Raw genomic sequence first — 26,331 nt, 5'->3', positions numbered from 1 at the left:
TTATGGCAAAAGGCAACTCCATCATCGAAGTAAAAAACCTGAATAAATCTTTTGGGCAGCATCACGTGCTTCGGGATTTTTCGCTTACCCTTTCTGAGGGAGAGAATCTGGTGATTCTTGGAAAATCAGGTTCCGGGAAATCCGTTTTGATCAAATGCATTATCCGATTGATCGAACCGGACAGCGGGAGGATTACGGTTCTCGACCAGGACATCAGCCTGCTGGATCAGGACGAAATGGACTTGCTTCGTGCCGATGTGGGGTTTTTGTTTCAAAGCAATGCACTCTACGACTCCATGACGGTCCGAAAAAATCTGGAATTTCCACTTCGCCGGCATTGGACAAAGGAGGAGCGTGCCAAAAATGCCGAGTCGGCGGTGAAAGAAGCATTGGAGGACGTGGGCTTGTTGCATACCATCAATATGATGCCTGCCGAACTCTCGGGAGGGATGCGCAAGCGAATTGCACTGGCCCGGACAATCATTCTCAAGCCAAAGGTGATTTTATACGATGAACCGACCACCGGTTTGGACCCGATTACCGCTAGAGAAATCAGTGAGCTGATGAACCGGATTCAAGAAAAATACAATACCGCTTCCGTCATCATATCGCACGACATGAATTGTATCCGAATGACTGCCAACCGTATCATCATGTTGATTGAGGGGAAGAATTATGCGGAAGGAACATTTGAAAACTTAATAAAATACCAAGACCCCAAGGTGAGGGAATTCTTCGAAGGACTATGAGTACAGATAGAAAATTATCCAATGCGAAGCTTGGCGCGCTTGTGATCGCTGGCTTACTGTTTCTCGTCTTTTCGCTCTACATGATCGGGAGGAATCAGAATATCCTGGGAACATCCATGCACGTTTTTGTAGAAATGGAGGACGTGAATGGCTTACTTCCCGGGAACAATGTGCTGTACAAGGGAATGAATGTAGGCACGGTAAGTGATATCAATGTGTTGGATGAAAATACGATTCAGGTGGATCTATTGATTCGAAACAAAATGACCCCTTTCATTCTCAAAAATGCCCGAACCACGATCAATACCGATGGACTGATCGGGAACAAGATTCTGCAAATCCACCCGCAGGAGGGAGATGCGCTGCCGATTGAAGAGGGGGATGTCTTGATTCCCCTGGAACAAATTGGAACCGAGGACATGCTTCGGCAGCTCAACAGTTCGGGCGATTACCTGCAAAACACGCTGATGAACCTATCTGAAATCACAGAAAAGATCAATCAAAACCAGGATCTTTGGAATACGCTTTCGGATACACTTTTGCTGGTGGAGATGAAAGAGGCGATTCGCTCGTTCCGCCGTGCAGGGGATCAGGCCACACAGCTGGCCATGGCCGGGAAGGAATTGATGGAAAATATCGAAAACGGAGATGGTTTGGCAGGTACCTTGATTTCGGATACGGTGCTGACGGCAAGCGTGGAGCGAAGCCTGGAGCAGATCGAATCGACCACGGCTGAGACACAGGGCCTCCTTCAGCAGCTCAATCAGTTGGTCGAGGGAGTGAAAGCAGGCGAAGGAACTGCCGGGTTGATTTTGGAAGACTCGCTGTTCCGGGCTACCCTGATGCAGACATTGATCAACTTGGAGTCAAGTACCGAGCGTTTCAATACCAATATGGAGGCCATGCGGTCGAATTTTTTATTCAGAGGATACTTCAAAAAGCTGGAAAAAGAGGAGAAGAAAGCGGCAAATCAGCATTGATTGGGACTGATTTTTCAGGTAGTTCCTCCCCTTGTCGCGCGATAATTTTCGCATGGTACCTACCAGTATGCTGGTAGAGTTGGGTGAAAGCAAAACCCGCCAAGCAATACTTCTGAGTAGGAAAGTTCGGTAATCAATTTATTATTATTAATTAACAAATACGTTAATGGCATGGTAATTGGACCATTTTTAGTCCTGCCAGATTGGGAATGCCCAATCGGTAGGAAATGGAATCAATTATTAACCAAACTATTTTGTAACATGCCAACGTTAAATGATAAGTTCGTAGCTATTTTGACCGAGACCGGATTTGAGGAGAGTGAATTGAAAAGCCCCAAACAAGCTTTGGAGGAAGTCGGAGCTACTGTTCATGTGATTTCGCCAGCAAAGTCTATCAAAGGTTGGAAGGGCGGCAACTGGACAGAGGAAGTGAAAATAGACAAGTCATTAAGTGATGCCAACCCGGCCGATTACCATGCATTAATGATTCCCGGAGGGGTGATCAATCCCGATAAACTGCGGACCAACACGGATGCGATTGACTTTGTTCAGTCCTTTTTTGAAGCAGGCAAGCCGATTGGCGCCATTTGCCACGGTCCACAGGTGTTGATCGAGACGGGTGCCCTGGAAGGAAGGGAAATGACCTCCTGGCCCTCCATCAAAACCGATCTGATCAATGCCGGTGTGGCATGGACAGACAGTGAATGTGTTTGTGATTCGGCTCTGGTGACGGCCCGAAAGCCGGACGACCTGCCTGCTTTCAATAAGAAATTGATTGAAGAGATTCGTGAGGGAGTGCACGAAGCGCAGAAGACCGTTTGATCACAGGTTGAATAAGCAAAATTTAAGGCCCTGCTTTGTAAAAAGGCAGGGTTTTTTATTTTTTAGGGCAGGATGAAATAGCGCCTGCTGAATGCAGACAAGTAATACCCGGAGTGTTGAAAAAAAAATACGCATTTGCAAATGAGAAATGATAGCTGATTTCACCTAGCGCTTGCCATGTGAAACGGTACCATGTCGAAGGCAGGTACAGCGGTGGCCCCAAAAATTATCCGGGGGACATGCGAGTATCTCCCGACTCAGGTTTGCTATCGCAGCTTCCGCTGCGGGATAGGCAGGACCGGTAAATGACAAGTAGGAACGGGGTGAAATGGGGAGGTGCTAATTTTATTTTGCCGTAAGGGTAATTTCATCAAAATAGATTTTTCCCGAAACCCCTCTTGGTGTTGTTAAATTAACCCGGATGAAATCGACCTCAGCGGGAAAGTTATCTATGGTGACGAAAATGGGTGTCCAGTCAAAATCACCTTCGACGAAAAAATCGGTGGATGAATTGGTGCCATTTTTATAATATGCTTCGTCCTCCGGCCGGGGTGTAAGCTGAGAGGTGACCAAGACGGAAGGAGCGTTGGGGTAGGTTCGTCGAATATTTTCTCCCTTGACGAATGCTACCAACTCCATGCTACTTTCTGGCGCAGGCATCGGACCTGCGTATGTTTGGAACCAGGTTCCCGCGTTAAAATTCAAACTGTCCGGGTTTGCTATGAACAAGGACTGATTTCCAGTCAAAAAAATCTCCTTGCTTATCCCTATTTCGATTCTTTCGGATTGGCTGGCCATCTAGGGAAAAACCGAATCAGGGTCGGACGATAAATTGGAATTACGCAGCAATTGTGTTCCCGGCAAAACCTTGTCTTCCACCTCACATGCAAAAAACAGAAACAAGGGAAGCAAATAGAAAAGGTTCCTTAGGGTCATAAAAGCAATTCATTATAGCACCATACACGGTGTATGGTCAGAATGGGTTGTAAGTCCCGGTATGGGTCGCGCCATATTCCTTCTTTTGTGGATAGGGGAAGTACCCGAGAAAGAAATTCATGGCTATCACCCGTTAGCCAACAAGGAAATCGTCAAATGAAGGTAGCTTACTTGCCTGGACTCAGGAAAAAGAGGGAATTTCGAAGGGTAAAACCGTAGAAATGCCTATATTCCATCCTGTTCCCGGATATGCCCGAAACAGCGGCCATCCGGTGTTGGTAGTGAAACCCAAAATATCCCGTTTCCCATGATTGATAGACGCACCTTTCTTCAAAAATCGACCCTGGCTTCGGCCGGAATGGGGCTGTTACCTGCTTTAGCTGCATTGCCCGCCTACGCAAAGCCCGCCGCGGCAACCGATAAAATGATCGGTATCCAAATGGGTGGCTATAGTTTCTACGATGAAGGGATGGAAAAGGTATTGGATTTTTTGCAAAATGAGGCGGCAATCAATACCCTGATGATCTACAGCCATACCTATTACAGCGCAGACAATAGGCCTGCCCATGTACTGGCAAGCGATCATGGAATCGATCCGGCCGGGCTCACCAACCGAAAGCTTACCAAAACCTGGGTTCGACACGACGAGCGTTTCTACAAAAACACAAGCCTACGGCATTTCAGTCCGGATAGCAGCTACCTGTACGCGGACAAGGATATTTTCAGGGAGATTGTTCCGTTTGCCAGGCAGCGAAACATGAAAGTGCTTATTCGATTGATGGAATTATCCGCAGACAAGGGGATGCAATACATCAATAACTTTGAACGTGTCCTGACGCGGGATATTTATGGAAATCCGGGTAGCGGGCCCTGTTGGAACAACCCGGACTATAGAAATTGGGTGTATGCGACAGTGGAAGACCTGTTTCACAATTACGATATAGACGGGATGCAGTACGGGGCGGAACGCACGGGAGCCCTTTCCCGGCTGTTGTTTCAGGGTTCCGTGCCGGATTGTTTTTGCGAACATTGTCGCAAGCGAAATGAAGGAAAGGGCATCGATTTTTTCCGGGCCAAAGAAGGATTCACGCAACTCTATCAATTTATTAAAAAGGTTGAAGCTGGGACGCATGCAGCGGCCGACACGGTTATGGTAAACGTGCTCAGGTACCTCCAGGAGTACCCGGAGGTTCTAGCCTGGAATTTCCAATGGTTTAGGGCGGATGAAGAAATCCAACAGGAAGTATACACCCGAATAAAAAAGATAAAGCCCGATGCGATTGTTGGAAGGCATGTGGATCATCAGCGATCTACCTGGGATATTTTCTACCGCTCGGCCATTACCTATGGGGAGATGGCCACGCACGCCGATTTCATCAAACCGATTTTATACCACGATATTTTGGGTCCCCGCTTGCGCTGGTGGGTATTGGAACGCATGAAGGATAGGGTCTTGAAAGACCTATCCCTGGAGCAATCCCTGGATTTGTTTTATGCCTGGATGGGTTTCGGCAAAGAGGCACAAGTACCCCTGAATGAGTTGGAACCAAAGGGAATGGGGCCGGAATACGTGTACAACGAAACCAAACGCTGTGTAGCCAGTGTGGACGGAAAATCCAAGGTGATCGCGGGTATCGGAATCGACGTGCCCTGGCACGCGCCCGAAGGCCTGGTGGCCTATCCAAGTGATGCCAAAAGGTTGCAGGAATCGGTCTTTCGGGCCATGGAAGCAGGTGCCGATGGATTACTGGCCTCCCGGGAATACGACGAGATACGGCATTCCAGCTTGCGGGCTTTTGGAGAGGCAGTAAGAAAGGTGCAGTAAGTTGAATTTCTGTGCGGCGGATTCGTTCGAAGGGTATGCTCCAGCAAGTAGCGCGCCCGGCTGATTGCCCATTTGTGCCCCCAGCGGAGCGGTGTTGCTGACCGGCAAACACAGTTTTGTGAATGGCAAAATAGTTAATGTGTTGGCTTTCAACTGGCAGCAGGACAACTTCCCCGAGTTGCTGCAAGCCAATGGTTACCAGACCGACATGATAGGAAAGATCCATATGGATGAGATTTCCCAAGGCTTTGATTTTTTCCTGGTGCTGCCCGAGCAGGGATAGTATTATAAGCCCGACTTTCTGATAGAAGGGAGAGGGTAAGAAACGAAGGGTATGTGACCGATAGCATCACAGATACCCCTCTGGACTGGATGAATCCGGGCTGGTGGAAACACCATTGCGGTGTACACCTCCGATCAGGTTTTTTACCTGGGGTGCGGGTTTGATAAGCGCTTTATGTATGAAAAATTCACGCGATACTGTTAGCTAAACGACATTGAATCGTATTAGTAAATCCTGTTCATTCCTTGCTGAGGTTTAAGCCATAAGCCACTATTTTGGCCAATACATCTTATTTGATTTCCGCAAAAAATGCTTCCAGGCCCAGTTCAAATCCCGTTACGGCAGAAGACCTTGCCCGATCCCCGGAAGTCATCAGGCGGGAACTGTGGTACTTGCCTTGAATCAGGGTGTAAATTAAAAGTGTCTGTCCGGCTGCATCCATCAGCCAATATTCCTTTACCCCGGATTCTTCGTAAACCTCGTATTTATGTTGGAGTTCAAGTTGCTTGTTGCCCGGGGAGAGTACCTCCACCACCAGGTCAGGTGCACCGATGCAGCCTCTGTCGTCCAATTTGTCTAGGTCACAGACCACGCAGATATCCGGTTGTACGACGGTATATATTTTGTCGTCTTTTTTGGATTGGACAGGAAGCCGCACATCAAATGGGGCAATATAGGCCTGGCATGTTTTGCCTTTCAAGAACATGTTGAGTTCTTTATGAAGGTCTCCCGTTAGTCGTTGATGAATTCGGTTTGGAGCTGTGGCAGCTTTTTTGAATACGTTGCCTTTGATCAGTTCGACCATCTCCTCTAGGTCCCAGGACAGGCAATCCGCATAGGTATACCCCCCATAGCTTAAGTCGGGTTCTTTTACATAAGGTTTGGTCCTTTCTTTTTCCATACCTGAATCTAACCATTTGGAGGCAATAGTTTTTCATTGGATCAAAAAAAATCCCGCTTGCATTTGCTGGTCTAAATGTTTTAAATAATTATATGTATTTTTAATTTCCCCAATCGGATGGACGATCACCCGTCCAGGAATTGTATGAAATCTGTTCTAATGAGGGAAAGCAGGTAAAGCATGCAAGCTGTATTCTCCTTATTGGAGATTACATTCTGTTTTACTGGCTTCGATTGAGTTTAAGTAAGGGCCATTCCAAGTCCTTTTTATTTACGGAGAAGATTTCCCTGTTTTTACTGTGGGGAAAAAAGTGGGAAAGAAACTTTAGTTATAAGGAAGATTTGAAATGATATGAAGCTGTGTTTAGTTTTATTTACGGGTTTGGTTACCGTGGCTCTTTACTCCTTTGTTTCCAATGAAGACAAGAAAAAGGATGAGCTAGTGGAAATAGTGAAGGCATATGCGGATGAAATGATAAAAAATGGCCGGGATAGCTACGGGAATACGCATTCGCCGCTCTTTGCCGCCGCGCTCGATAGGGCAACTATGCGATTGGGAACAACAGAAAGCTTTGGTGAAATTTTGGGTGTACGGGAAAGTGACAGGTCACTGGGAGGTGCCAATCCTCAGGAGGACCGATCCTTGTATGCCATCCTTTACCAGCTGACTGCTATTACTTCTGACGAAAAATATGCCCGAGAAGCGGATAAATCCCTGAAATTTTTCTTTGATCACTGCCAAAGCCCTGAGACCGGATTAATGGCCTGGGGAGAGCACCTGTATTGGGATTTTCACCAAGAAGCAGTTGGAGGAACAGACATGCATGAGATCAATGGGGAATGGCCATTCTGGGATCAATGTTATCGTTTGGCTCCGGATGCCAGTTGGCGTTTTGTCTTGGGTTTGTGGGACAATCAAATCGACAGCAAGGAGACCGGCGATTATTCCAGGCATGCACGTTGGTCGCGTCGTGAAACCTATCAGGGATTTGAATTTCCCCGATATGCCGGGCAAATGATTTCAACCTGGGCAGATGCTTATGTGCGGGAGGAGAACAAAGAAAAAATAAGAAGAGGTGACTTGATTCATGCGATTTCAACTGTAGTCGGTCGCATGGAGGACAATAGTAAAATAGCCGAATCCGGTTACCTGATTGCTGGAAGAGCGGAACAAGGTGATCATATAAACGTCGTATGGTTGAGCAGTAATCTGGAGATGGCAAGATGTCTATGGGATGCTGCAAAACAAATCAAACCTTTTGATAAAGGACTTGCCATGCGAATGGAAGAATTGGCCATTCAACAAGATTTGGATTTTCATAGAACAGCTCACCTTATCTCAGAGGGTGGAGGTTTTACGGTTACCCTGCATGCCAAAACCGGTGAACCCAGGCATCGTTCCATGAATATTCCCTACACAGCAATTTGGGCTACGGGTTACGGGTATTCCACCCATGCCGATCTGGGTGTTTTATTGTTTGCCAGGTATTTGCAATTAAAAGAAAGTCATCCGCAACTGGCAGATAAATACAAAACACTAATAGTTGGTGCAGCAGAACAGTATCTTTTGGCAAGTCCTGATGAAAATGAACTGCAAAAACCCGAGGCCTTTGCCAAAGTGGTGGAACACATGATCAATACTTATCAATTGACAGGAGCAGAAAAGTATCTCAGGCGGGCGGAATACTTTGCCTGGTTGGGAATTGATTTATTTCTTGCTGGTGGAAATCCCCTGCCAATGGCCACCAATCAACACGATCATTACGAAGCCATCACCGGAGGGCCAGATTTTATATATGCCCTTTTGCAATTATACAAGCAGTATTAAAATATCCAAATCCTGAATGGAATATCGGAATTACTGCGGCCAGGGTGCTTTATCCGAAATCAGTTTTTTCGCTACCAACTCCTCCCAAAATGCCTGTGGAATTTTTACTTGCATGGCTGCTACATTGGCCTTCGCCTGATCGGGATACCGGGTCCCGGGAATGACTGCAGAGACCACAGAAGGCGCGGCAGAAAATTGCAAAGCAGCGGAGATCAGGTCAATCCCATGTCGTTTGGCGATTTCTGTCATTTGTCGTCGCTTTTCTTTAAATCCCTCCGGCATTTCTCCCCAGTAGTTGTACCGGTCTATGCCTGCCAGGAAGCCGGCATTCAGGGGGGCACCCACCACAATGTCCACGCCTTTTTCGGCACAGGCGGGAAACAAACGCTCCAGGGCATCTTCATGGTACATGAGTGAGTATTGGGTCGCAGAGAGGCAGACATCCGGATCGGCCACTTTGAGGGTCTCCAGTATGGGTTCGATGCGGTTTACACCAAGCCCCCAGCCTTTGATCAATCCCTCTTCCCGCATCTTCGTCAGTTCGGGCATGGCACCTTTGGCCGCCACCTTAAAGTAATCCATCCAGTTGTCCTTCATGTCTCCATTTTCAGGGGAGAGGTCATGGATAAAAACAATGTCGATGCTGTTAATGCCCAGCCGCTGCAGGCTGTCTTCTACGGACCTGCGGACTCCCGCGGCACTGTAGTCGTATTCGTAGTCAAAGGGGGAAGCTTCTTTCCAGGAATTGTTTCCGGGTGCCTGCCTTGCGGCTTTTAATAGCCTGCCTACTTTAGTGGCCAGTATATACTCTTCCCGCTTTTGATTGTGAAGAAAACGTCCGAACCGCCGTTCGCTAAGTCCCAGTCCATACCAGGGGGACGTATCAAAAAACCGTACTCCGGCCTCCCAGGCACCTTCTAGCGCCAATTGGGCCTGTTCATCTGTGGTAGGTCTGAAACCATTGCCTATAGCCACACCCCCCAGGCCAAAGTTGGCCGGAAGGGTGACCTTGTCAAATTTTGCTTTCGAAGTCATAGCTGCTGTCGTGTTAAAATGATATCCGGGTAAAATGGAAGCCATACCGGTGATTGCTCCCAATTGCAGGGATTTATGGATAAAATTTCTTCTGCTGCTCATAAGGTAGGGTATAAAGTTCGGCAATCCGCCGGAATTATTGATTAGTGGATCCTATAAGAACCCAAAATCGGCAGATTGGATCGATTTATTGCAGTTTTTTACGGAAATCCGACTACATTTTACAATAATTATCAACTTAAAATTACTTGATTTTTGGTTGAAGGGCAACCTTAATCCATCCAAATGCCCGTCTATTCGCGTTGCTTCCTGTTTGGTAATCGTTTTCGTTGAGTGGTTATTGGATACGATGATTAGGGAGATGGATAAAAACAGGGTTTATTTTTAAGTAGGGGGAAAACCTTCAGGTAGGCAAAAGCTTTTGTCCAAAAAGTAGCTAATTCTTTTTATATTCACCGATTAATCCCGGGTCATTTTCAGTCCTGCCAGGTTTTTAAAACCTTCCAGGGCTTTCAAGCCATGCAAATCAATAGAAAATGAAAAGAAGAGAAATGATAGCCAGAATGGGAGCGATATCCGTTGGACTGACCGCCCCCCAACTTTCCAAAGGCGAGGTTCTGGCAGCACCCTATACCATCAAAAAGCAGAAAATTGAAACCGATATTTTGATTATCGGGGGAGGAACAGCCGGGGTGGTAGCAGCCATTCAGGCGGGCAGGGCCGGAGCCAAAACCATCCTGATTGAAAGTGGCAGCCAATTGGGAGGAACCACTACCACCGGAGGGGTATCCTTTCCCGGAATTTTTCATGCCTGGGGAAAGCAGATCATCGGCGGCATTGGCTGGGAACTGGTCATGGAGGCGGTGAATTTGAACGACGACATACTGCCCAATTTCTCCATCGTACCCAACAATACCACGATCCGCCATTGGAGGCATCAGGTAACCGTGAACGGGGCGCTGTATGCGCTGCTTGCGGAGGAAAAATGCACGGAAGCTGGGGTTGATATTCACTTTTATGAAACGCCTACCGAAATTACCTTTAATGGTGGCAAATGGACCGTAAAAACCGTTGGCAAAGGAATTACCCACGAAATTATTTGCGATCAGATCATCGACTGTTCGGGGAATGCCGCCGCCGCATCTATCGCAGGCTTTCCCCTTTTGCGCGAAGCAGATACCCAACCGGGATCTTTTATCTTTCGGATTGGAGGCTATGATTTTGATTCCCTGGACCTGTCCAAAATCCCCAAAGAATACCACGGCCGACTCCGACAAAATATGTTGATCAATGATGAGGTAAAGGTAGAATCCTCGGTGAATAATTTTCCTCCTACTGTACCCTATAATTATGTGTATGTGCATGGGGCCGACTCGTCAACTGCAGCATTACATACACAGGCGAACATAGAGGGCCGGGCTTCCTTACTGAACCTGATCAGGAAATTGCGAACCTTTCCGGGATGTGAAAAATTAAGATTAATGGATGCGCAGACTGAAACAGCCGTTCGTGAAACCTACCGAATCGACGGACTTTACAAAATCAGCCATGAAGACTATGTTTCTGGAAAAGTATTCCCCGATTCCTTGTCTTACTCGTTTTATCCGATAGATTTACACCGAAACGGGGAATCCATTTACCAGGAGTTTCTGAAAGAGGATGTGGTAGCTACCATACCGCTGAGGGCGCTGATACCAAAAGGCAGTCGGAATTTTTTGGTGGCGGGACGCTGTTTGAGTAGTGATCGCCTGGCCAATTCTGCCCTAAGGGTGCAGGCATCTTGCATGGGAATGGGACAGGCAGCGGCAGCGGCGGCTGTTTTGGCCATCAAATACCAGGTTACACCGGCTGAAGTCCCCCTGGATGCGTTAAAAAATTTACTGAGAGAACATGGTGGGATTGTGCCGGAGGCCTGAGCATTACTTACAAATCAACGATAAATGATCCATTGGATAAAGGGATTTTTGATCGGACTTTCATTGATCCTGTTTTTTTACGAAAAAGAAGAGGATATCCGGTATTTTCAACCTGCGACCATACCCATAGCGGATTCCTCCCGGTTGATCACTGTATCCATCAACGATTCCTTGTACCGGCAAGAAATGACTCCGAAAGAGGGTGCAGCGGGTATTCCCCTGAATTATTTTATGGATCTTCATACCGGCGTGTGCTATGATAACACGTGCCGTCCCTTGAAAATACGGGTTTACTGGAACATCACAGGCAGGTACCTGGGTTTTGAACTGCTGGATGGGGAGTACCTGAGCAAATACGACCACGAGCCCTTTTCAACGATGGAATACGAGGAATTGCATCGCCTGCTGGCAGATCCCTTTCTTCCTTTGGGCACGTATTCCCTGGAAGATTTGGTGGGTCATTCGGAGACGGATGCGCATTCAGTAGATGGGGTATCGGGTGCTACGGCAAAGGATGTGCTGGAGTATGTCGTACCCGGTGCTGCTTATACTACCCATAAACTATACCATGTGGTCCATGGTCCGGTCCAACAGCAGGTCATGGAGCTGACAGAAAAACAACTTGATCCGTATTTGTTTACCGAAATCCTGCAAAGTACGGATCAAAGTGACCGGACCTGGGCATTGGAACGGCTTGGGTTACTTACCAAACTGGATGATTCGGTGATTGATGCTTTAATGGGTATACTCCTTGAAGAAGAATATTTTCAGTCCTACCTGGTATTGAAATCACTTACTAGTGAACAATTGGAATCGGAGGAGTTACAGCTTCAGCTTTTCAAGCTTATCGGTAAGGTGGACCATGGCATAGAAAATCTTATTTTTGATCAATTGGCAGAAGCAGCCCATTTAAATCCGGCAGTGGTGGATCATTCACTGGCAAATCTTAGCCAGGTGAATGGTCCACAGCTGGTAAAGTTACTGAAGTTATATACGGTTCATGAGGTTTATAATTCAGCCAAATTAAATGAAGCACTAGGCGAAATGATACCCCATGAAAACAGTTTTGTGGAGCGTCAGGTACTTCAGTTTCTGGAGAAGCATGGCAGGAGTCCTGAGTAGTAAAGGGATCCCTGGTGCAAAGGAGAGACAGTTGGCTTTTTCTATTGTGGGAGTTAAATCGCTTACAGCTCCACCAATTAAAGTAAAATCCTGTTGGTCCAGATTTTTTAGAATTTTGCTTTTATTAACTGGTAAAAATACGATACTTTATCGTATATTCGTAAAAAGTTAATAGTATGAAAGTTACAGCCATTATTCCTGACGAGTTGATAGCGGAAGCCATGGAATTATCCAAGGCAGATACCATCACAGAAACGGTAAAAATCGCTTTAATTGCTTACATCAGAACCCAAAAAATCAAGCAATTGGGAGCCACGGTTCTGAATGATCCATTGGCGTTTAGGTACGCTGCGAAGGAAATACGGGACTTGAATCGCGAATGAGAGGTGTTGTGTTCGATACCTCCATCTGGATTGAATACCTGAAGGGAAATCCCAAATACTTTACTGTTTGCCAGGAACTTCTTGAGCATGGCAGGGTGTTTGGCCTTGAGCTTATTTTTGCCGAACTGTTGCAAGGTGCAAAAAGCAAAAGAGAGGTAAATGTTATTCTGGAATATGCATCTTTGGTTCCTACTTTGGATGAACCTTTTTTGGTGATGGCATCAGGTTTACTTTCGTATCATTCTGGCTTGGTTCATCATGGAGTAGGAATAATCGATGCGATAATTTTTAATGCAGTACAGAAAAACGAACTCCAACTCTGGACGTTGGATAAAAAATTGAAGCAAGTTGTGGGGTATGATTTGTTGTTTAATCCTTAAAGCTTATCTTCTTCAATCTGGGGACTGGGCCTGTCGAAGTCCAATCCCACTCAATTTCCCTCAATCGCTAATGAAGCTATACGAAGTATACCTGTTGGCTACCCGCTCATTTGGCCTCAAAGGAAAATGCTTAAGTCATAATATAAAACTCCTTACTTGATTTTTCCGAATTTTTCATTCAATTTAAAATCATGGAAGCCAATCCACTATCCTTTTTTCATCCCAGGGAACTGCATAGCAATACGAGTATCCTTACAATGACTGCCTATGTACTCAATGGTTTGATGGTATATTTAAACTGGCCCCATTGGGTGGGGTACCTGTCATTACTTATTTTGGCCGTTAATTTTATTCTGATAGGCATACTTTTTTACCAGGTCTTGAATGACGAAGAAGAAAGAAATACGCACACGAACTGGTTATTTGCTATTTTAAGGATGGTACTAAACCTGGTGCTCTTGTTTTTGGTACTTTACCACATGAAATTCATCTGAATGTTGCCTGTAATGAAAAAAATCGACCCTGTTTTATTCTGTTTTATTTGGTTACTTTTTATAAACATGGGTTGGTTACAGGCCCAGCAAACTTCACCACCGAATATCCTGATGATTGCCGTGGACGATTTGAACGATTTTATCGGCGGGATGGGCCATCCGGATGCCCATACACCCAACCTGGACTTCCTGATAGCCCGGGGGCTGTTGTTTGCCAATGCCCAGTGTCAGGCCCCCATGTGTAGCCCCTCCCGAATGTCCATCATGACCGGACTCAGGCCCTCCACCACAGGGATTTATGGCTTTATCGATGACAATCAAATCAAGGAAACCAACGAGGCTACCCAAAAGATCACCTTGCTGCACCAATACTTCAAGGATGCGGGCTACTACACCATGGGTGTAGGGAAAATTTTCCATAATCACGCGCCGGAAGGTTTATTGGATGAAAGTGGCGGGAGGGAAGCGGGCTTTGGTCCCAAACCGGCACAAACCTTTCACTGGGATAAAAAAGGAACCTCTACCGATTGGGGAGCCTTTCCCGAGCGAGACGATCAAATGCCCGATTACCGCTCCGCCAAATGGGCCATAGAACGCTTGCAGCGGGACTACGAGCAGCCCTTTTTTCTTTCCGTAGGTTTCCTTCGCCCCCACGTTCCCTGGCATGTGCCTCAAAAATGGTTTGACCTGTACGATACCGCGCGCATTCATTACCCGCCGTACCTGGAAACTGACAGGGATGACCTGCCGCAGATAGCATTGGAAATAGACGATTTACCCATGATGCCTACCACCCGCTGGGCCATCGAAAACAGGCAATGGAAAAACATTCTTCACGCCTACCTGGCCAGTGTTTCCTTTGTGGACCACTACATCGGGGAAGTGCTCACCGCCCTCGAAGAAAGTAAACACGCCAAAAATACCCTGATAGTACTCTGGTCCGATCACGGATACCGCCTGGGAGAAAAGGGTACCTTTGCCAAAGTGGCGCTCTGGAACCGGGCTACCCTTTCTCCGCTTGTCTTTGCCGGTCCCGGTATCCCGGAAAATAAACGAGTGGATGCGCCGGTGGAGTTATTCGCGATTTATCCCACGCTGGCCGAACTCGCAGGGCTTCCAGCGCCGTCCCACATCGAGGCCCGCAGCCTGTATCCCTTGCTGGCGGAGCCGGATAAGAACTGGCAGACCCATGCCATCAGTACCTGGGCTCGAGACAACCACGCCATCGTGACCAACGACTACCGGTACATTCGTTACGAGGACGGCGCCGAAGAATTGTACGACCTTAGACGAGACCCCAACGAATGGTACAACCAGGCCGCCGCGGAAATGTATGCCTCCGTCAAAGTGGAATTGAGAAAATTACTGCCGAAAACGAATGTAAAATGGGCCGAAGCCTCCCGCTACGATAATAATGACTATTTTCGAAACCAGAAAATCAGGGATAGCCAGTAAAAAAAAGCAAGGGTAGCCTTCCAAACAGTCATCGGCTTCAGGGACGGGTTGTTCGATCGGACAGGTTGCTGCAAAAATATACGAAATGCAAAAAAATGATCCTTCCAGAATCTACCGCAAAGGTACATTCGTGCTGTTGTTGCTGGTAGTTTTTCTTGCAATCACCTTTCTGTTGGATTACATCCGGATTTCCGGGTACGAGATATTTCCGGTGCGTCCGGAAAAAGAAATCAATTTGCAAATCAATGAATTGTATTACCAGTTGGCAAACGGCAAAGAAGCGGTGGATTGGGGGCAATTGGAGGGAGGGTTGGAATACATACAAAATGAGTACGATTGTGCGGATTTTAGGCTGGTGAATCTTATCCGGATTTTGTACGAAGCGGAGGATCGCATGCCCGAATCCTATCGGAAACAAACCCAGGAGGTGTTGTTCAATTTCCGGTATTGGTGGGACGAGCCCGGGGAGAATTCCATGTGCTATTGGAGTGAAAACCACCAAATTCTCTTTGCATCTGCGGAATATTTGATTGGGCAAAAATACCCGGATCGTGTTTTTTCCAACAGTGGACTGACCGGTAGACAGCACGTAGAAAAGGCAAGGAAACGGATCCTGGATTGGTTGGAAATGCGGTGGAATTACGGGTTTACGGAGTTCTATTCGGGAACGTATTACGTAGAAGATATCGCCGCCCTGATTAATCTGATTGATTTTGCCCGGGACGAAGCGGTTGTGGTGAAAAGTAAAATGATCCTGGATTTGTTGTTTTACGACATGGCTTCCCAGAGTGCCCATACGCTATTCGTCAGTGCCAGCGGGAGGGCTTACGAAGGCAACCGAAAAGGGGGGCGTCAGTCCACGCTGGGAAGGCTGATCCATTATTTTTGGGGGGAGGGACAGGACCCGGGTCCTGGAATGACCTATGGATTGCTCAAAAGCCCGAATTACACGATCCCTACTGTTTTTTCTGAAATTGCGAAAGATTCCTCCGTTCAGGTCATCAAGCAAAGCAATGGATTGGATATTTCGGAATTGCATGCCGAAGGGTTTGGTGGGACCGATGACCGCAGCATGATGATGCAATGGGGAATGGAGGCATTTACCAATCCCGAAGTGATCCGAAATTCCCTGCACCACATTCGCACTTACCGGATGTTTTCAAACGATTTTCTGGCGGATTTTAAAATGATGGATTTTTCCCTGCTACGGTGGCTGCGGTTGGAACCCATCATTAGTCGCCTGCTTAAGCCTCAATCGGATGGGGTGGCCATTCAGAAAGGCAATACCTACACCTACCGAACCAACGATTACACCCTATACACGGCCCAGGGCTACCACCCCGGGACCTATGGGGACCAACAGCACGTCTTTGGGATGAATATTCGCAATCACTTTGGTATTTTTCATACCCACCCCGCTCTGGAAAAAGGGGTGCCCAACCAATCTCCCAACTATTGGGTGGGCTACGGGCGCATCCCCCACAGCGTGCAAGACGAAAATGTAAACCTCTCCCTGTATGCCCTCCCGGAGAAAAAGGGCTGGATGGAAATGGACTTACTGGGGTATACACATGCCTATTTCCCCACAAGCAAATTTGATTCGGCCCTGCTGGACGGGAGGTACGTCTTTGGTAAGAAAGGCGAAACCTATTGCGCCATGATCGGTGCGGAGCCTTTTGAGCTTCGGGAAGGTACCACAGATAACCTGATCCAACATGGCAAACGAACCTATTGGATTACCGAGGCCGGTGCTGCAGGAACGGATGGCTCCTTTGCAGCTTTCGTGCAGCGGGTCAAGGCCAACCCCGTTGCGTTTGACCGGGAAGCACTAACTTTGACCTATCGGTCAAACGGGAAGCGCTACGAATTGGCCTTTGGTAAAGACTTTGTGGTGGACGGGAAAGTGGTGGATACGAACTACCGCAGGTACGATTCCCCCTACGTACAGGCCGACCGAAAAGATCAGACGCTCACCTTTCGGTATCACGAAAAAACCCTTTTTCTGGATTTTGATGGGTTACTACGGGAAGTCAGCGACTAGTTACAGTGGAAGGGAACCGATCCATTTTGCTTATTCTTGCTAACCATTTCGATGCCAGTTGGGATGGATTCGGAGCCTTGGCTAATTTTTGCTAGTTTTAGTGGTGAAATGGGCCGGGGCGATTGGACGTACCTTTTATCAACACGTATATGAGACCACTACTTCCCTTATTCGCAACCTTCATCCTGGTATACGGCTGCACCACTCCGGAGCCCTACGATGTATTGATCCGAAACGGACAAGTCGTCGATGGATCGGGCAGCCCGGCAATTACCACGGATGTTGGTATCCGGGGAGACACGATTGCCGCCATCGGTGCCCTTTCGGAAGCCAAGGGGAAAATAGAAATTGACGCAACGGGATTGGTGGTGGCTCCCGGTTTTATCAACATGCTCAGCTGGGCGACCGAATCCCTTATCGAAGACGGAAGGTCGCAAAGTGATATCCGCCAGGGAGTTACCCTAGAGGTTTTTGGAGAAGGTACGTCCATGGGACCCCTGAGTGAGCAAATGAAAGCGGATATGCTGAGGCAGCAGGGGGATGTCACATTTCCGATTTCCTGGACCTCACTGGGCGAGTACCTGGATTTTATTGTGAAAAAGGGCGTGTCTCCAAATGTGGCCTCCTTTGTGGGGGCTACGACCCTTCGCATCCATACGGTGGGTTTCGAAAACCGTGCGCCCACGGTAGAAGAATTGGACTCCATGAAAGTACTGGTTGGGCAGGCCATGGAAGAGGGTGCTCTGGGTATCGGCTCTTCGTTGATCTACGCTCCTGCCTTTTATTCCAGTACCGAGGAGTTGATTGAACTCAGCAAGGTGGCCGCCAGCTATTCAGGCATGTACATCTCCCATTTGCGTAGCGAAGGAAACCAACTGCTGGAAAGCCTGGACGAGCTGATTCGGATCGCAGATGAGGCCGGTATTCGGGCGGAAGTATACCATTTGAAAATGGCCGGCAAGGAAAATTGGAACAAGTTTGATGCGGTGGTAAACACGATTGATTCGGCCCGCGCAGCGGGATTGACGGTCACCGCAAACATGTACACCTATACCGCCGGATCTACCGGGCTCGATGCCTCCATGCCGCCCTGGGTGCAGGAGGGCGGGTACGAGCAGTGGGCGGAGCGCTTGCAAGACCCGATCGTCCGAAAACGCCTATTGAAAGAAATGGTCACTCCCACGACGGAATGGGAGAGTTTACTAATGGGGGTGGAGGCCTACGAGGACATCCTCCTGATTGGGTTTAAGAACGATAGCCTGAAATACCTGACCGGCAAATCCCTGGCGGAGGTGGCGGAAATGCGTAAGACCTCTCCGGTGGAAACCGCCATGGACCTGGTCGTTCAGGACGGAAGCAGGGTGGGAGCCGTTTACTTTTTGATGTCGGAAGAAAATGTGAAAAAGCAATTGCGGCTGCCCTACATGAGTTTTGGATCGGATGCCCGATCCCTGGCGCCAGAAGGGGTTTTTCTTAAATCCAGTACCCACCCCCGTGCCTTTGGGAATTTTGCCCGGCTTTTGGGAAAATACGTTCGCGACGAAAACGTAATTCCCCTGGAAGAGGCCATTTACAAGCTCACCAGCCTGCCGGCTACCAATTTGAGAATTAAAAAACGAGGTGCCCTGAAGGAGGGCTTTTTTGCGGATGTGGTCTTGTTTGACCCGGGTGAAATCCAAGACCGGGCGACCTACGATGATCCCATGCGCTATGCAACCGGTATGGTTCATGTATTTGTGAACGGAACGCAGGTGCTCAAGGATGGGGAGCATACCGGTGCCCTTCCCGGTAGGGTGGTAAAGGGGCCTGGTTATCAACCCGACAGACCGTAATCCAAGAAAGCAGGCATGCAGTTTTTCCAGCAACTTACCGGATCAGGTGTGCGTACCGTCCCATCCAATAAGGCAGCAGCCAATACACCGGTTCCCTTTCCTGTGAAGGATTTCCGGCAACGGCGAAGTAGGGGTTTTGGTCCCAGCGGATGGTGCGGTATTCACTCGGAGGTCTGAGTTGGTTTACCTGCACTTCTTCCAATATGGGAGATCGAACTCGTTGCAGGTCTTCCCGGCGCCCGTTATCGATTTCCCAATCGACCAAACTGAGCGGTGCATCCTGGAGGAAGAAAATAGAGGCCGCCAATTCCTCGCTGCCACCAGTCAGTAAATTATAGGTGAAATTCAGCAGCGGGCTTTTCGTTTCCTTGAATTTTAGGAACCATTGATCCAGGTGTTGCCGGTAGGCTGCAGCCAATTCGGGATCCTCTTCCAGTTGGATGAGAGGCGGGTAGGTATACAAAGCCAGGTAGGTGTCAAAATAGGTTTCCCAGGCCGGATTGGTAGTAAATAATTTCTGTGCATTTTTTAGGTACCCCTGGTTCTTTATCAAACGCATGTACGCATCCTGAAACGATTCTTTGCCCGTGATCGCATGGGCGAATTTCAGAAAGGAAAGAATTTCCAACGAGTTTAAGGGTTTTTCAGGAGCCCATTCCGGATCCTCATTCAGGCTTTGAGGAGACCAGACACCCCATTTGGTGGGTTTGCCGTCCACACCAATCAGGTAAAAATCGTTGCGAACCAGGTGATCGGTGATTTTCTCCACATGACCGGCGATCCGATGTTTTTCCGCCTCGTCTGCAACCAGAAAATAGTACCAATAGTAACCAAAAAAATGACCGGCCAATTCGTCGCTACTGGTATCTCCTTTCCACAACCACTGTCCGTCGGTTGAAGCATGCCAGCGAACCTCGACCGGTTTTTGCCGGGGGTTACGGATGATTTCCTCGGCATATTCCTGGGGGGTATACGTTCGGTTCCTATCGTGCACGGGTTTGTCCCAGTCGGCGGGAACGACGGTTCGTGCAAAAAAACCGTCCATTCCCGTCACCTCCCGCAAGAGATACAAAAAATCGAAAGCTTTTTTTGCCCGTTCCTTTGCATCCTTATTTCCGGTGACTGCGTAGCGAAAGGACTCCATGGCCAGGTACATGGCGGTATATTCTCCGTCGTTATCGTCATCTTCGGCCACCAGTGTGGACGTGTCGCCCGGTATTTCCAGTTTAGATCTCCCGACAATCCAGGGTTCGCGGACATGGCGTGAAATCAGTTGTTCGTAAAAATACGCTGCCTTTTGTGAGAGGGTCATGGCTTGCTTCCGTATCGCACTGACTCCTGCGGAAGTGGCCACCCAGGCATTGCCGTTTCCGTCAAAATCAATGTCCCGCACCTCGTCGGCTACCAGCCATCGTCTACTTAGTCGGACGGAGTATTCTTCCTTTCCGGGTTGAAATCGCGTAATTCCGTAGTCGGTCCCTACCCACATGGTTCCGTCAGGAGCCCTTTTTACCACATTTACGTTGGCGTTGGTGATACCATTTGCCGGTTCCTTTTTGCCAATGACCCGATCCCCATTCCGGATGGTGACGCCTCCGAGCCCTCCTACCCAAAGATTGCCCAATTCGTCAAAGTCCATTCCACGTACGTAGGCGCTAATCAAGTCTTCGTTTGCCTGAAACACCTTCGTCTCTTGCGCGGTACAGTGATAGAGCCCCACGTCGGTACCGATCCATAGTCCGCCCTGCTTATCGGAAGCGACGGCCCGCATGCTTCGGGCCTTTGTATAGTCCTTTTCTTTCCATTGATTTTCCTGGAAAAGCCATATTCCATGCGGTCCCAAAGCAACTACTCCCTGTTCGGTGGCGTGAATGCGCGCAATGGGTGGTGTTGGTCCGGGCATTTTCGATAGCTCCTTTCCGTCAACTACATACACTCCGTCCCAGGCGGCGATCCACAAGCGTCCGGAGGCGTCTGAATCCAGGTCGTACGCTGGCCCGGGGTTTTCATCCGGTATTTTTTGCTGCCATTCGTCGGATTTGGGTTGTTTGGAAAAAACCCCTTGTCTGGTGGCGATCCAAACGGCTTCGTCCCTGTCCACATGAATGGCCCGTACGTCGTTCGCACCAGTCATTTCTTTACTGACAATAAATCCTTCGTGGTATTCTTGGACGAAAAGGGTATCGGTATGGCTTTTTTTGACGTCGGCAGTGGAACGGTCAGCAGCTGTTTGTTGCTTGCAGGCACTGGCGAGCAGCAAAAGCGGTAAGAGCGGGAGGAGGAAAGTGGGCTTCATTTTTTTAACGGGTGATATTTTTTAAGAACGGTGGTAGGCCTGGTGCGTGTACGGCTATACTTCGGATATGCTTTCTGTGTATTACTGGAAAACAGTGGGTTGGTACCAATGGCTGTATAAAAAAACTAGCCTTGAAGTACAAGGAGGAGCGAGGGGCTAGCCAGCGATCGAAAAAAATACGGTATATTTATTCCAATGTATGCGGGAAAAGGGATCCATTACCCTTCGAAAACGGCTTCCGTAGGGGTTTGTTCCCGGTTTTCGGAAAGGTTCTACCTGCTTTAATTGAATGTTAATTCCCAACAACGACAGCTATGAAGGTACATAAGGGATGGTATGGATTGATTATCCAACTGACGATTTTAATGACTTATGGACTTGCTTCGCCGCTAGCAGTGGCCCAGCAGCCCAATATTTTGCTCATTATTTCGGACGACCTGAATACCCGAATCGGTCCGTATATGGAGGTGGCAGACCATACCCCAAACCTGGACCGACTGGCGGCAGCCGGAGTCCGATTTACCCGGGCTTATAGTCAGTTTCCGTTATGTGGTCCGTCGCGGGCTTCCCTGATGAGCGGCCTGTATCCCGAAACCAACGGAGTGACGCGAAACAACGATCAATTGGGCAGCTATCGAAAGGAAACGCCGGCGTTGGCAAACCACCCTTCCCTGGCCGGGTTTTTTCGGGAGCAAGGGTATTTCACCGCCAGGATTTCAAAGATCTTTCACATGGGTGTTCCCGGTGGCATTGAGCGGGGGGAGCCGGGAGGGGATGATCCGGATTCCTGGGACTATGCCTACAATGTACTGGGTCCAGAGACCTTGAGTCCGGGCAATCTGGAACTGCTTTCTCCCAAAAACAACCATTATGGGTCCAATTTTGCCCAGATGGTAATTGCCGATAGCCTGGAAGGAACGCAGACGGATTACCTGGCCGCCAGTCAGGCCATTGCGGTGTTGGAAAACAGGGCTGGAAAATTACCAGCCAATGGCACCAACAAGCAGCGGATAAAGAAAGAAGCCCCCTTTTTTCTTGCGGTCGGCTTTGTGCGCCCCCATGTGCCGCTGATCGCACCGGAAAGCAGTTTCTCCCCGTATTCGCTGGAAGAGGTGGTGTTACCTCCGGTCAAAATTGGCGAAAATGTACCCGAGATGGCTCTTCGCAGGCAAAACGAAAAAATTTGGGGTATGGATGCCTTGCAGCAGCGAAAGGCCATTCGGGCTTACCTGGCCAGCGTACGGTTTATGGATCAACAAGTGGGCAGGTTGTTGGATGCCCTGGATAGACTGGACCTACGAAACGAAACCATTGTGGTATTCCTGTCGGATCATGGATACAACCTGGGTGAGCACGATTGTTGGTCAAAAAGTAGCTTGTGGGAGGGGAGCATCCGGGTGCCGCTAATCGTTTCCGTTCCCGGCAAGGCCTATGAGAAGACCTATGGAAGCATTTCCGAAACAACTACAGAATTACTGGACCTGTATCCAACCCTGGTGGGATTGGCGGGATATTCGGACGAAACGCCCTCCATCCTTCAAGGAAAGAGTTTGGAACCGCAATTAAAGGGATCGGCAGAAAGTTCGGAACAGCGGTACGCCTACACCATTGCCAATGGGGGATCGAGTTTGCGTACGAGTCGTTGGCGATACACCCGCTGGGGAAGCAGCACCGACGGAGGCAACGAAGAACTTTACGACCATGCCACCGATCCGGAAGAATGGAACAATTTGGTCGGGCAAGCCAGCCACACGGCCGTTTTGGACAGCCTACGAAATGTCCTGGATGAGGTCCAAGGGAATGTTCGTAAATAAGCCTATAACGAATCAACGTTTCATGGGCTTGCTGCCTGCCTTCGCAAAGGCAAGAAGCTAGTCCATCCGCTCTTTTACCCAAGCACCTGCTTTTTCGACCTCAGTCCAAGTCGGGATACGGAGGGTTATCCCTGGCTATACCGGGCGTTTTGGGGCAGCTTTAACCAACACCTGCTCCCTTCCCCATTTGCTCAAAGCACGGAATAGGGGACGGAGACTTTCACCTTTTTCGGTTAAGGTGTAGATAACTTTGGGCGGAACCTCGGCAAACACCTTCCGATCAATAAGCCCGTCTCGTTCCAATTCCCGAAGCTGCGTGGTCATCATCCGCTTGCTGCATCCCGGCATCATCCGTTGAAGTTGACCGAACCGATTCACGTCTACAGAAATGAAATAAAGAAGTAATGGCTTCCATTTTCCACCAAATACTTTTAAGGCTGCACTTACCGGGCAGCCACCGTATTCCTGTATTTGTCTGACCATGTCATCAAAGCGCTTCGATTTTACTTCCATTTTTTTACGAGTTAAGGTGTTGATAATCAATATTGGTTACAAAAAGTATACTAACTATTATTTTTGTAACTAGTTGATTTAGTGGGTACTAATTACCATTTTTCAACCAAAAACACAAACGTATGATACATAAAAAAGCAACACGTATTCTGGCGACAATAAGCGGGGCAGCGATTCTTGCCGGATTTAATTTGCAAAAAAATTCACTCATCGTTAAAAACCAACAAGCCATGAAACCAGTTTACGAACTTGCCATCAATCAATCCAACAAAGGACAGCATCAACATTTTCTAACTACCCGGGAGGCATTTGTTGAAGTATTGGGAAAGGAGAATGCCAGCCTCAATGAAGGTAAATGGAAGCCCATTTTCGCGGTTGATCCGGATTTGAATCTGGAAGCTATCTTGATTGGGATGACGCATTGGAGTTCTATGGAAGGATTTGGAGAAGCGGCTTCCCGCTTGATGCCGCAAAAGGTTTCCGTTGACTACTTCTCATCCTTTACTCCCCTGGCCTATGCCTTACTGGAGCCAGTAGACGGACAGCCCTTTGACATGGAATCGATCAAAAAAGCAGGAAATGTGGTGGAATTTGCCATCCGAAAGGGTAAAAATCCAGAGGCCTTTGGTAAAGAGCGGGATACTTTTTTTAAATCCCTGGAGGCTTACGATGGGTACAAATTTGCCCGGGAGTTTAAGGTGTATAAGCTCAATGAACAAGGTATGCCCAACCTGGCTGAAAATACCCAAGCGGTCATCATTGTCTGGGAAAGCGGGGAAACGTTCCAGGCAGCTGCTCCCCAGATTTTTCCGTCGGAACCCTATCGGAATTTTGCGGCTTTGCTTGAGGTGGAAGCCTATTTTGCCTCGCTTCCCGCCAACTAAGCAGCTTCAAGTAGGACCAAATAAAGGGACGCGATCCTTTTATTTGGTTTTTCACTTTTTTTTCAATAGTTTCCTAACGAGTTGTGAGCGAGAAAACGAATCTGCAAATAAAGATCGAGAAGTAGCGGTCAGCGCGGCCCGTCAGCGTTTCCCAGGACAGAAAATATGTAACGTTGCGCGTTGGAGCGGAAAGAAGCGTTTGATGGTACGTTCAGGTTGGGCTACATTTTGGAAAACAGGCTGATTGGAACTGCTTGTCTGTGGGCTAACCGAAAAAAGGATGAAAAAAATGCGTATTTTACTGGCTATCCTGGCATTAAGTGTAACTGGATTTGCGGCATTAAAAGTGCTACACGGACACCCAATGTATTCCGGGGGAATCGGGATAAGTTCCCTGTTATTTTTGATCACCCTGAGCTATTGGTTTATACGAATTAGCTGGAAAAAGCAGCGCAGCTAGCGGCCAGCCAAAAACTCGACACAAGCCCACCAGGGGGCAACCCAGGAAAGGCTTGTTTTCCAGGCCGGTTGCCGTATTGGTTCGAACGATTCCTTTTCTAACCTGCGCCAGCAGTAGCCCAAACCCAATGTCTTTTTTTTTAACTTCTCGTCAATCAGGTGACTGAGCCCGTCGAAGTCCGGTGACTGAGCCTGTCGAAGTCCGGTGACTGAGCCCGTCGAAGTCCCTACAACTGCTTCAGCGGATTGACCAACGGCTTTCCAAATTCCGGAATGCTGATTTCGAACCGATCTCCATCCTGCACCACGATTCCATCGGCAAAGCTTGCCACGGCGGTTCCGAAATAGTGTACATGCACATCTCCCGGTTGTCTGAAAAGTTTGTATTTGAAATGGTGGTGTTCCAGGTTCTCTATGTTGTGGCTCATGTTGGCATTTCCGGTCAGAAATTCCTTTTCCCAGATCACCGCATTTCCCCTTTTTATGGCACTACGCCCCTGCAGGTGATCCGGTAGTTCACTGATCAGCATTTCCGGACCATAGGCGCTTTGGCGGAGTTTGGAATGGGCCAGGTAGAGGTAATTGATCTTTTCCATTTTGTGATCCGAAAACTCGTTTCCAATGGCAAAACCTGCACGAAAGGGTTTGCCATCCGGATCAATGAGGTATAGCCCGGCCAGTTCGGGTTCCTCGCCGCCGTCCAGGGCGAAGGAAGGGGAGACCAGGGGTTTTCCGGAGGGAACCACACAAAGCCCGTTGCCCTTGTAAAACCATTCGGGCTGCACGCCGGGTTCGCCATTGTTCATTTTGCCTCCTTCCAATCCCATCTGAAACATCTTCATGGAGTCGGTCAATTCATCGGGATCACTGCTGGCGAATTTTTGGTGCATTTTGTCACGTGAGGCGGCTGACCCCAGGTGTGTCAGGCCGGTTCCGGTAATCCAGCAACGGTAGGGATCCGGATGGGTGAGCGGAAGGAGAATTTGGTTATTGGCTATCAGGGGCTCATAGGCGATCTTTTCGGTGCCAGCCCGCTCCTCAACGAGTTCGACGAGGGATTTGCCCGTTTCGAAGGCCTTTTGCGTCAACGCGTAGGTACTTTGCATATCCGTTACAACACGGAGGTGATCTCCGTCTACCAGGCCTACCTGGGTGGTGTTGTCCGCATTTTTAAATTGTACAATTCTCACGAGTAAATGAATTTAGGTTAAGAAAACGGAAAAGGTAGCATGGCCCGGTGTAAAAGACAAGGGAGAAAGGCATCAAAATGGATTTTTCAAGTCGGAAAAAGAGAGCGGCTGTACCTTCTAAAATGAAATTTTCCAATTATCCACCGTCTAATTATCAAAGCAACTATATACTTTCCCCAGCGACCCTCAATTCG

Annotated in this window: 23 protein-coding genes; 17 read left to right on the top strand and 6 right to left on the bottom strand. The window is 48.3% G+C overall.

Annotation, left to right across the window (positions count from 1 at the left end; translation table 11 throughout):
- Positions 1–2 precede the first annotated feature (2 nt).
- The 3 genes from BMW71_RS18860 to BMW71_RS18850 all read left to right on the top strand — a co-directional run bounded on the left by BMW71_RS18860 (position 3) and on the right by BMW71_RS18850 (position 2,551).
- Positions 3–749 (top strand): ABC transporter ATP-binding protein, encoded by a 747-nt coding sequence (locus tag BMW71_RS18860; RefSeq protein WP_092177660.1) that lies wholly within the window; start codon positions 3–5, stop codon positions 747–749.
- Positions 746–1,729 (top strand): MlaD family protein, encoded by a 984-nt coding sequence (locus BMW71_RS18855; protein ID WP_092177576.1) that lies wholly within the window; start codon positions 746–748, stop codon positions 1,727–1,729. Before BMW71_RS18860 ends, BMW71_RS18855 begins: the two co-directional genes overlap by 4 nt.
- A gap of 261 nt (positions 1,730–1,990) precedes the next feature.
- Positions 1,991–2,551: a type 1 glutamine amidotransferase domain-containing protein gene (locus BMW71_RS18850; RefSeq protein ID WP_092177574.1), complete on the top strand. Its 561-nt coding sequence runs from the start codon at positions 1,991–1,993 to the stop codon at positions 2,549–2,551.
- A gap of 345 nt (positions 2,552–2,896) precedes the next feature.
- Here BMW71_RS18850 and BMW71_RS18845 read toward each other — a convergent pair whose 3' ends face one another.
- Positions 2,897–3,211: a hypothetical protein gene (locus BMW71_RS18845; protein ID WP_143057687.1), complete on the bottom strand. Its 315-nt coding sequence runs from the start codon at positions 3,209–3,211 to the stop codon at positions 2,897–2,899.
- 583 nt (positions 3,212–3,794) lie between these two features.
- Here BMW71_RS18845 and BMW71_RS18840 point away from each other — a divergent pair.
- Together BMW71_RS18840 and BMW71_RS23930 are read left to right on the top strand one after the other, a co-directional pair.
- Complete coding sequence (locus BMW71_RS18840; RefSeq protein WP_092177570.1) at positions 3,795–5,312, top strand: hypothetical protein; 1,518 nt, start codon at positions 3,795–3,797, stop codon at positions 5,310–5,312.
- A 118-nt stretch (positions 5,313–5,430) separates the two neighbouring features.
- A complete protein-coding gene (locus BMW71_RS23930; RefSeq protein ID WP_244891227.1) occupies positions 5,431–5,595 on the top strand; it encodes a sulfatase-like hydrolase/transferase in 165 nt (54 codons plus the stop codon).
- 289 nt (positions 5,596–5,884) lie between these two features.
- Here the strand turns inward: BMW71_RS23930 and BMW71_RS18830 are convergent, their stop codons facing one another.
- Positions 5,885–6,496, bottom strand: a complete 612-nt coding sequence (locus BMW71_RS18830; protein WP_092177566.1) for a Uma2 family endonuclease — start codon at positions 6,494–6,496, stop codon at positions 5,885–5,887.
- Positions 6,497–6,847: 351 nt separating this feature from the next.
- Here BMW71_RS18830 and BMW71_RS18820 point away from each other — a divergent pair, with 351 nt between their 5' ends.
- Positions 6,848–8,323, top strand: a complete 1,476-nt coding sequence (locus BMW71_RS18820; RefSeq protein WP_092177563.1) for a hypothetical protein — start codon at positions 6,848–6,850, stop codon at positions 8,321–8,323.
- 30 nt (positions 8,324–8,353) lie between these two features.
- Here BMW71_RS18820 and BMW71_RS18815 read toward each other — a convergent pair whose 3' ends face one another.
- Positions 8,354–9,460, bottom strand: a complete 1,107-nt coding sequence (locus BMW71_RS18815; RefSeq protein WP_092177561.1) for an aldo/keto reductase — start codon at positions 9,458–9,460, stop codon at positions 8,354–8,356.
- A gap of 434 nt (positions 9,461–9,894) precedes the next feature.
- On the opposite strand from BMW71_RS18815, the gene BMW71_RS18810 reads away from it, so the two are divergent.
- From BMW71_RS18810 to BMW71_RS18775, 8 genes are all read left to right on the top strand, one after another.
- Positions 9,895–11,274 (top strand): FAD-dependent oxidoreductase, encoded by a 1,380-nt coding sequence (locus tag BMW71_RS18810; RefSeq protein WP_092177559.1) that lies wholly within the window; start codon positions 9,895–9,897, stop codon positions 11,272–11,274.
- Positions 11,275–11,298: 24 nt separating this feature from the next.
- Positions 11,299–12,396, top strand: coding sequence for a hypothetical protein (locus BMW71_RS18805; protein WP_092177557.1), 1,098 nt, complete (start codon positions 11,299–11,301; stop codon positions 12,394–12,396).
- 176 nt (positions 12,397–12,572) lie between these two features.
- Positions 12,573–12,779, top strand: coding sequence for a type II toxin-antitoxin system VapB family antitoxin (locus BMW71_RS18800; RefSeq protein WP_092177555.1), 207 nt, complete (start codon positions 12,573–12,575; stop codon positions 12,777–12,779).
- Positions 12,776–13,159 (top strand): PIN domain-containing protein, encoded by a 384-nt coding sequence (locus BMW71_RS18795; protein WP_092177553.1) that lies wholly within the window; start codon positions 12,776–12,778, stop codon positions 13,157–13,159. Before BMW71_RS18800 ends, BMW71_RS18795 begins: the two co-directional genes overlap by 4 nt.
- Before the next feature lie 191 nt (positions 13,160–13,350).
- Positions 13,351–13,653, top strand: coding sequence for a hypothetical protein (locus BMW71_RS18790; RefSeq protein ID WP_092177551.1), 303 nt, complete (start codon positions 13,351–13,353; stop codon positions 13,651–13,653).
- Between the two features lie 66 nt (positions 13,654–13,719).
- Positions 13,720–15,108 carry a sulfatase gene (locus BMW71_RS18785; protein ID WP_244891226.1) on the top strand — a complete coding sequence of 463 codons (1,389 nt, stop codon included), beginning with the start codon at positions 13,720–13,722 and terminating at the stop codon, positions 15,106–15,108.
- 85 nt (positions 15,109–15,193) lie between these two features.
- On the top strand, positions 15,194–17,149 hold the full coding sequence (locus BMW71_RS18780) for a hypothetical protein (protein ID WP_092177549.1): 1,956 nt from the start codon (positions 15,194–15,196) through the stop codon (positions 17,147–17,149).
- A gap of 149 nt (positions 17,150–17,298) precedes the next feature.
- On the top strand, positions 17,299–18,981 hold the full coding sequence (locus tag BMW71_RS18775; protein ID WP_092177656.1) for an N-acyl-D-amino-acid deacylase family protein: 1,683 nt from the start codon (positions 17,299–17,301) through the stop codon (positions 18,979–18,981).
- Positions 18,982–19,015: 34 nt separating this feature from the next.
- Here BMW71_RS18775 and BMW71_RS18770 read toward each other — a convergent pair whose 3' ends face one another.
- Positions 19,016–21,277 carry a ligand-binding sensor domain-containing protein gene (locus BMW71_RS18770; RefSeq protein WP_143057686.1) on the bottom strand — a complete coding sequence of 754 codons (2,262 nt, stop codon included), beginning with the start codon at positions 21,275–21,277 and terminating at the stop codon, positions 19,016–19,018.
- A gap of 314 nt (positions 21,278–21,591) precedes the next feature.
- Between BMW71_RS18770 and BMW71_RS18765 the strand changes: the two genes are divergently transcribed.
- Positions 21,592–23,091, top strand: a complete 1,500-nt coding sequence (locus BMW71_RS18765; protein ID WP_244891225.1) for a sulfatase — start codon at positions 21,592–21,594, stop codon at positions 23,089–23,091.
- A gap of 135 nt (positions 23,092–23,226) precedes the next feature.
- Here BMW71_RS18765 and BMW71_RS18760 read toward each other — a convergent pair whose 3' ends face one another.
- Positions 23,227–23,604 (bottom strand): winged helix-turn-helix transcriptional regulator, encoded by a 378-nt coding sequence (locus tag BMW71_RS18760; RefSeq protein ID WP_092177652.1) that lies wholly within the window; start codon positions 23,602–23,604, stop codon positions 23,227–23,229.
- Between the two features lie 122 nt (positions 23,605–23,726).
- Here BMW71_RS18760 and BMW71_RS18755 point away from each other — a divergent pair, with 122 nt between their 5' ends.
- On the top strand, positions 23,727–24,488 hold the full coding sequence (locus BMW71_RS18755) for a hypothetical protein (protein ID WP_092177545.1): 762 nt from the start codon (positions 23,727–23,729) through the stop codon (positions 24,486–24,488).
- Between the two features lie 280 nt (positions 24,489–24,768).
- Positions 24,769–24,948: a hypothetical protein gene (locus BMW71_RS18750; protein WP_143057685.1), complete on the top strand. Its 180-nt coding sequence runs from the start codon at positions 24,769–24,771 to the stop codon at positions 24,946–24,948.
- Positions 24,949–25,174: 226 nt separating this feature from the next.
- Here the strand turns inward: BMW71_RS18750 and araD1 are convergent, their stop codons facing one another.
- Positions 25,175–26,137: an AraD1 family protein gene (araD1, locus tag BMW71_RS18745; protein ID WP_092177541.1), complete on the bottom strand. Its 963-nt coding sequence runs from the start codon at positions 26,135–26,137 to the stop codon at positions 25,175–25,177.
- Positions 26,138–26,331 lie beyond the last annotated feature (194 nt).

Origin of the sequence: Cyclobacterium xiamenense (genome assembly GCF_900109255.1) — a bacterium.
GTDB lineage: Bacteria > Bacteroidota > Bacteroidia > Cytophagales > Cyclobacteriaceae > Cyclobacterium > Cyclobacterium xiamenense.
The sequence above is the reverse complement of the archived record's forward strand: the minus strand, read 5'-3'. Positions and strand labels throughout refer to the sequence as shown.

Bases quoted from the DNA above. Each gene is read 5' to 3' on its own strand.
- BMW71_RS18860 (WP_092177660.1), top strand. From the start codon at position 3: ATGGCAAAAGGCAACTCCATCATCGAAGTAAAAAACCTGAATAAATCT.
- BMW71_RS18855 (WP_092177576.1), top strand. From the start codon at position 746: ATGAGTACAGATAGAAAATTATCCAATGCGAAGCTTGGCGCGCTTGTG.
- BMW71_RS18850 (WP_092177574.1), top strand. From the start codon at position 1,991: ATGCCAACGTTAAATGATAAGTTCGTAGCTATTTTGACCGAGACCGGA.
- BMW71_RS18845 (WP_143057687.1), bottom strand. From the start codon at position 3,211: ATGCCTGCGCCAGAAAGTAGCATGGAGTTGGTAGCATTCGTCAAGGGA.
- BMW71_RS18840 (WP_092177570.1), top strand. From the start codon at position 3,795: ATGATTGATAGACGCACCTTTCTTCAAAAATCGACCCTGGCTTCGGCC.
- BMW71_RS18830 (WP_092177566.1), bottom strand. From the start codon at position 6,496: ATGGAAAAAGAAAGGACCAAACCTTATGTAAAAGAACCCGACTTAAGC.
- BMW71_RS18820 (WP_092177563.1), top strand. From the start codon at position 6,848: ATGAAGCTGTGTTTAGTTTTATTTACGGGTTTGGTTACCGTGGCTCTT.
- BMW71_RS18815 (WP_092177561.1), bottom strand. From the start codon at position 9,460: ATGAGCAGCAGAAGAAATTTTATCCATAAATCCCTGCAATTGGGAGCA.
- BMW71_RS18810 (WP_092177559.1), top strand. From the start codon at position 9,895: ATGAAAAGAAGAGAAATGATAGCCAGAATGGGAGCGATATCCGTTGGA.
- BMW71_RS18805 (WP_092177557.1), top strand. From the start codon at position 11,299: ATGATCCATTGGATAAAGGGATTTTTGATCGGACTTTCATTGATCCTG.
- BMW71_RS18800 (WP_092177555.1), top strand. From the start codon at position 12,573: ATGAAAGTTACAGCCATTATTCCTGACGAGTTGATAGCGGAAGCCATG.
- BMW71_RS18795 (WP_092177553.1), top strand. From the start codon at position 12,776: ATGAGAGGTGTTGTGTTCGATACCTCCATCTGGATTGAATACCTGAAG.
- BMW71_RS18790 (WP_092177551.1), top strand. From the start codon at position 13,351: ATGGAAGCCAATCCACTATCCTTTTTTCATCCCAGGGAACTGCATAGC.
- BMW71_RS18785 (WP_244891226.1), top strand. From the start codon at position 13,720: ATGGGTTGGTTACAGGCCCAGCAAACTTCACCACCGAATATCCTGATG.
- BMW71_RS18780 (WP_092177549.1), top strand. From the start codon at position 15,194: ATGCAAAAAAATGATCCTTCCAGAATCTACCGCAAAGGTACATTCGTG.
- BMW71_RS18775 (WP_092177656.1), top strand. From the start codon at position 17,299: ATGAGACCACTACTTCCCTTATTCGCAACCTTCATCCTGGTATACGGC.
- BMW71_RS18770 (WP_143057686.1), bottom strand. From the start codon at position 21,277: ATGAAGCCCACTTTCCTCCTCCCGCTCTTACCGCTTTTGCTGCTCGCC.
- BMW71_RS18765 (WP_244891225.1), top strand. From the start codon at position 21,592: ATGAAGGTACATAAGGGATGGTATGGATTGATTATCCAACTGACGATT.
- BMW71_RS18760 (WP_092177652.1), bottom strand. From the start codon at position 23,604: ATGGAAGTAAAATCGAAGCGCTTTGATGACATGGTCAGACAAATACAG.
- BMW71_RS18755 (WP_092177545.1), top strand. From the start codon at position 23,727: ATGATACATAAAAAAGCAACACGTATTCTGGCGACAATAAGCGGGGCA.
- BMW71_RS18750 (WP_143057685.1), top strand. From the start codon at position 24,769: ATGAAAAAAATGCGTATTTTACTGGCTATCCTGGCATTAAGTGTAACT.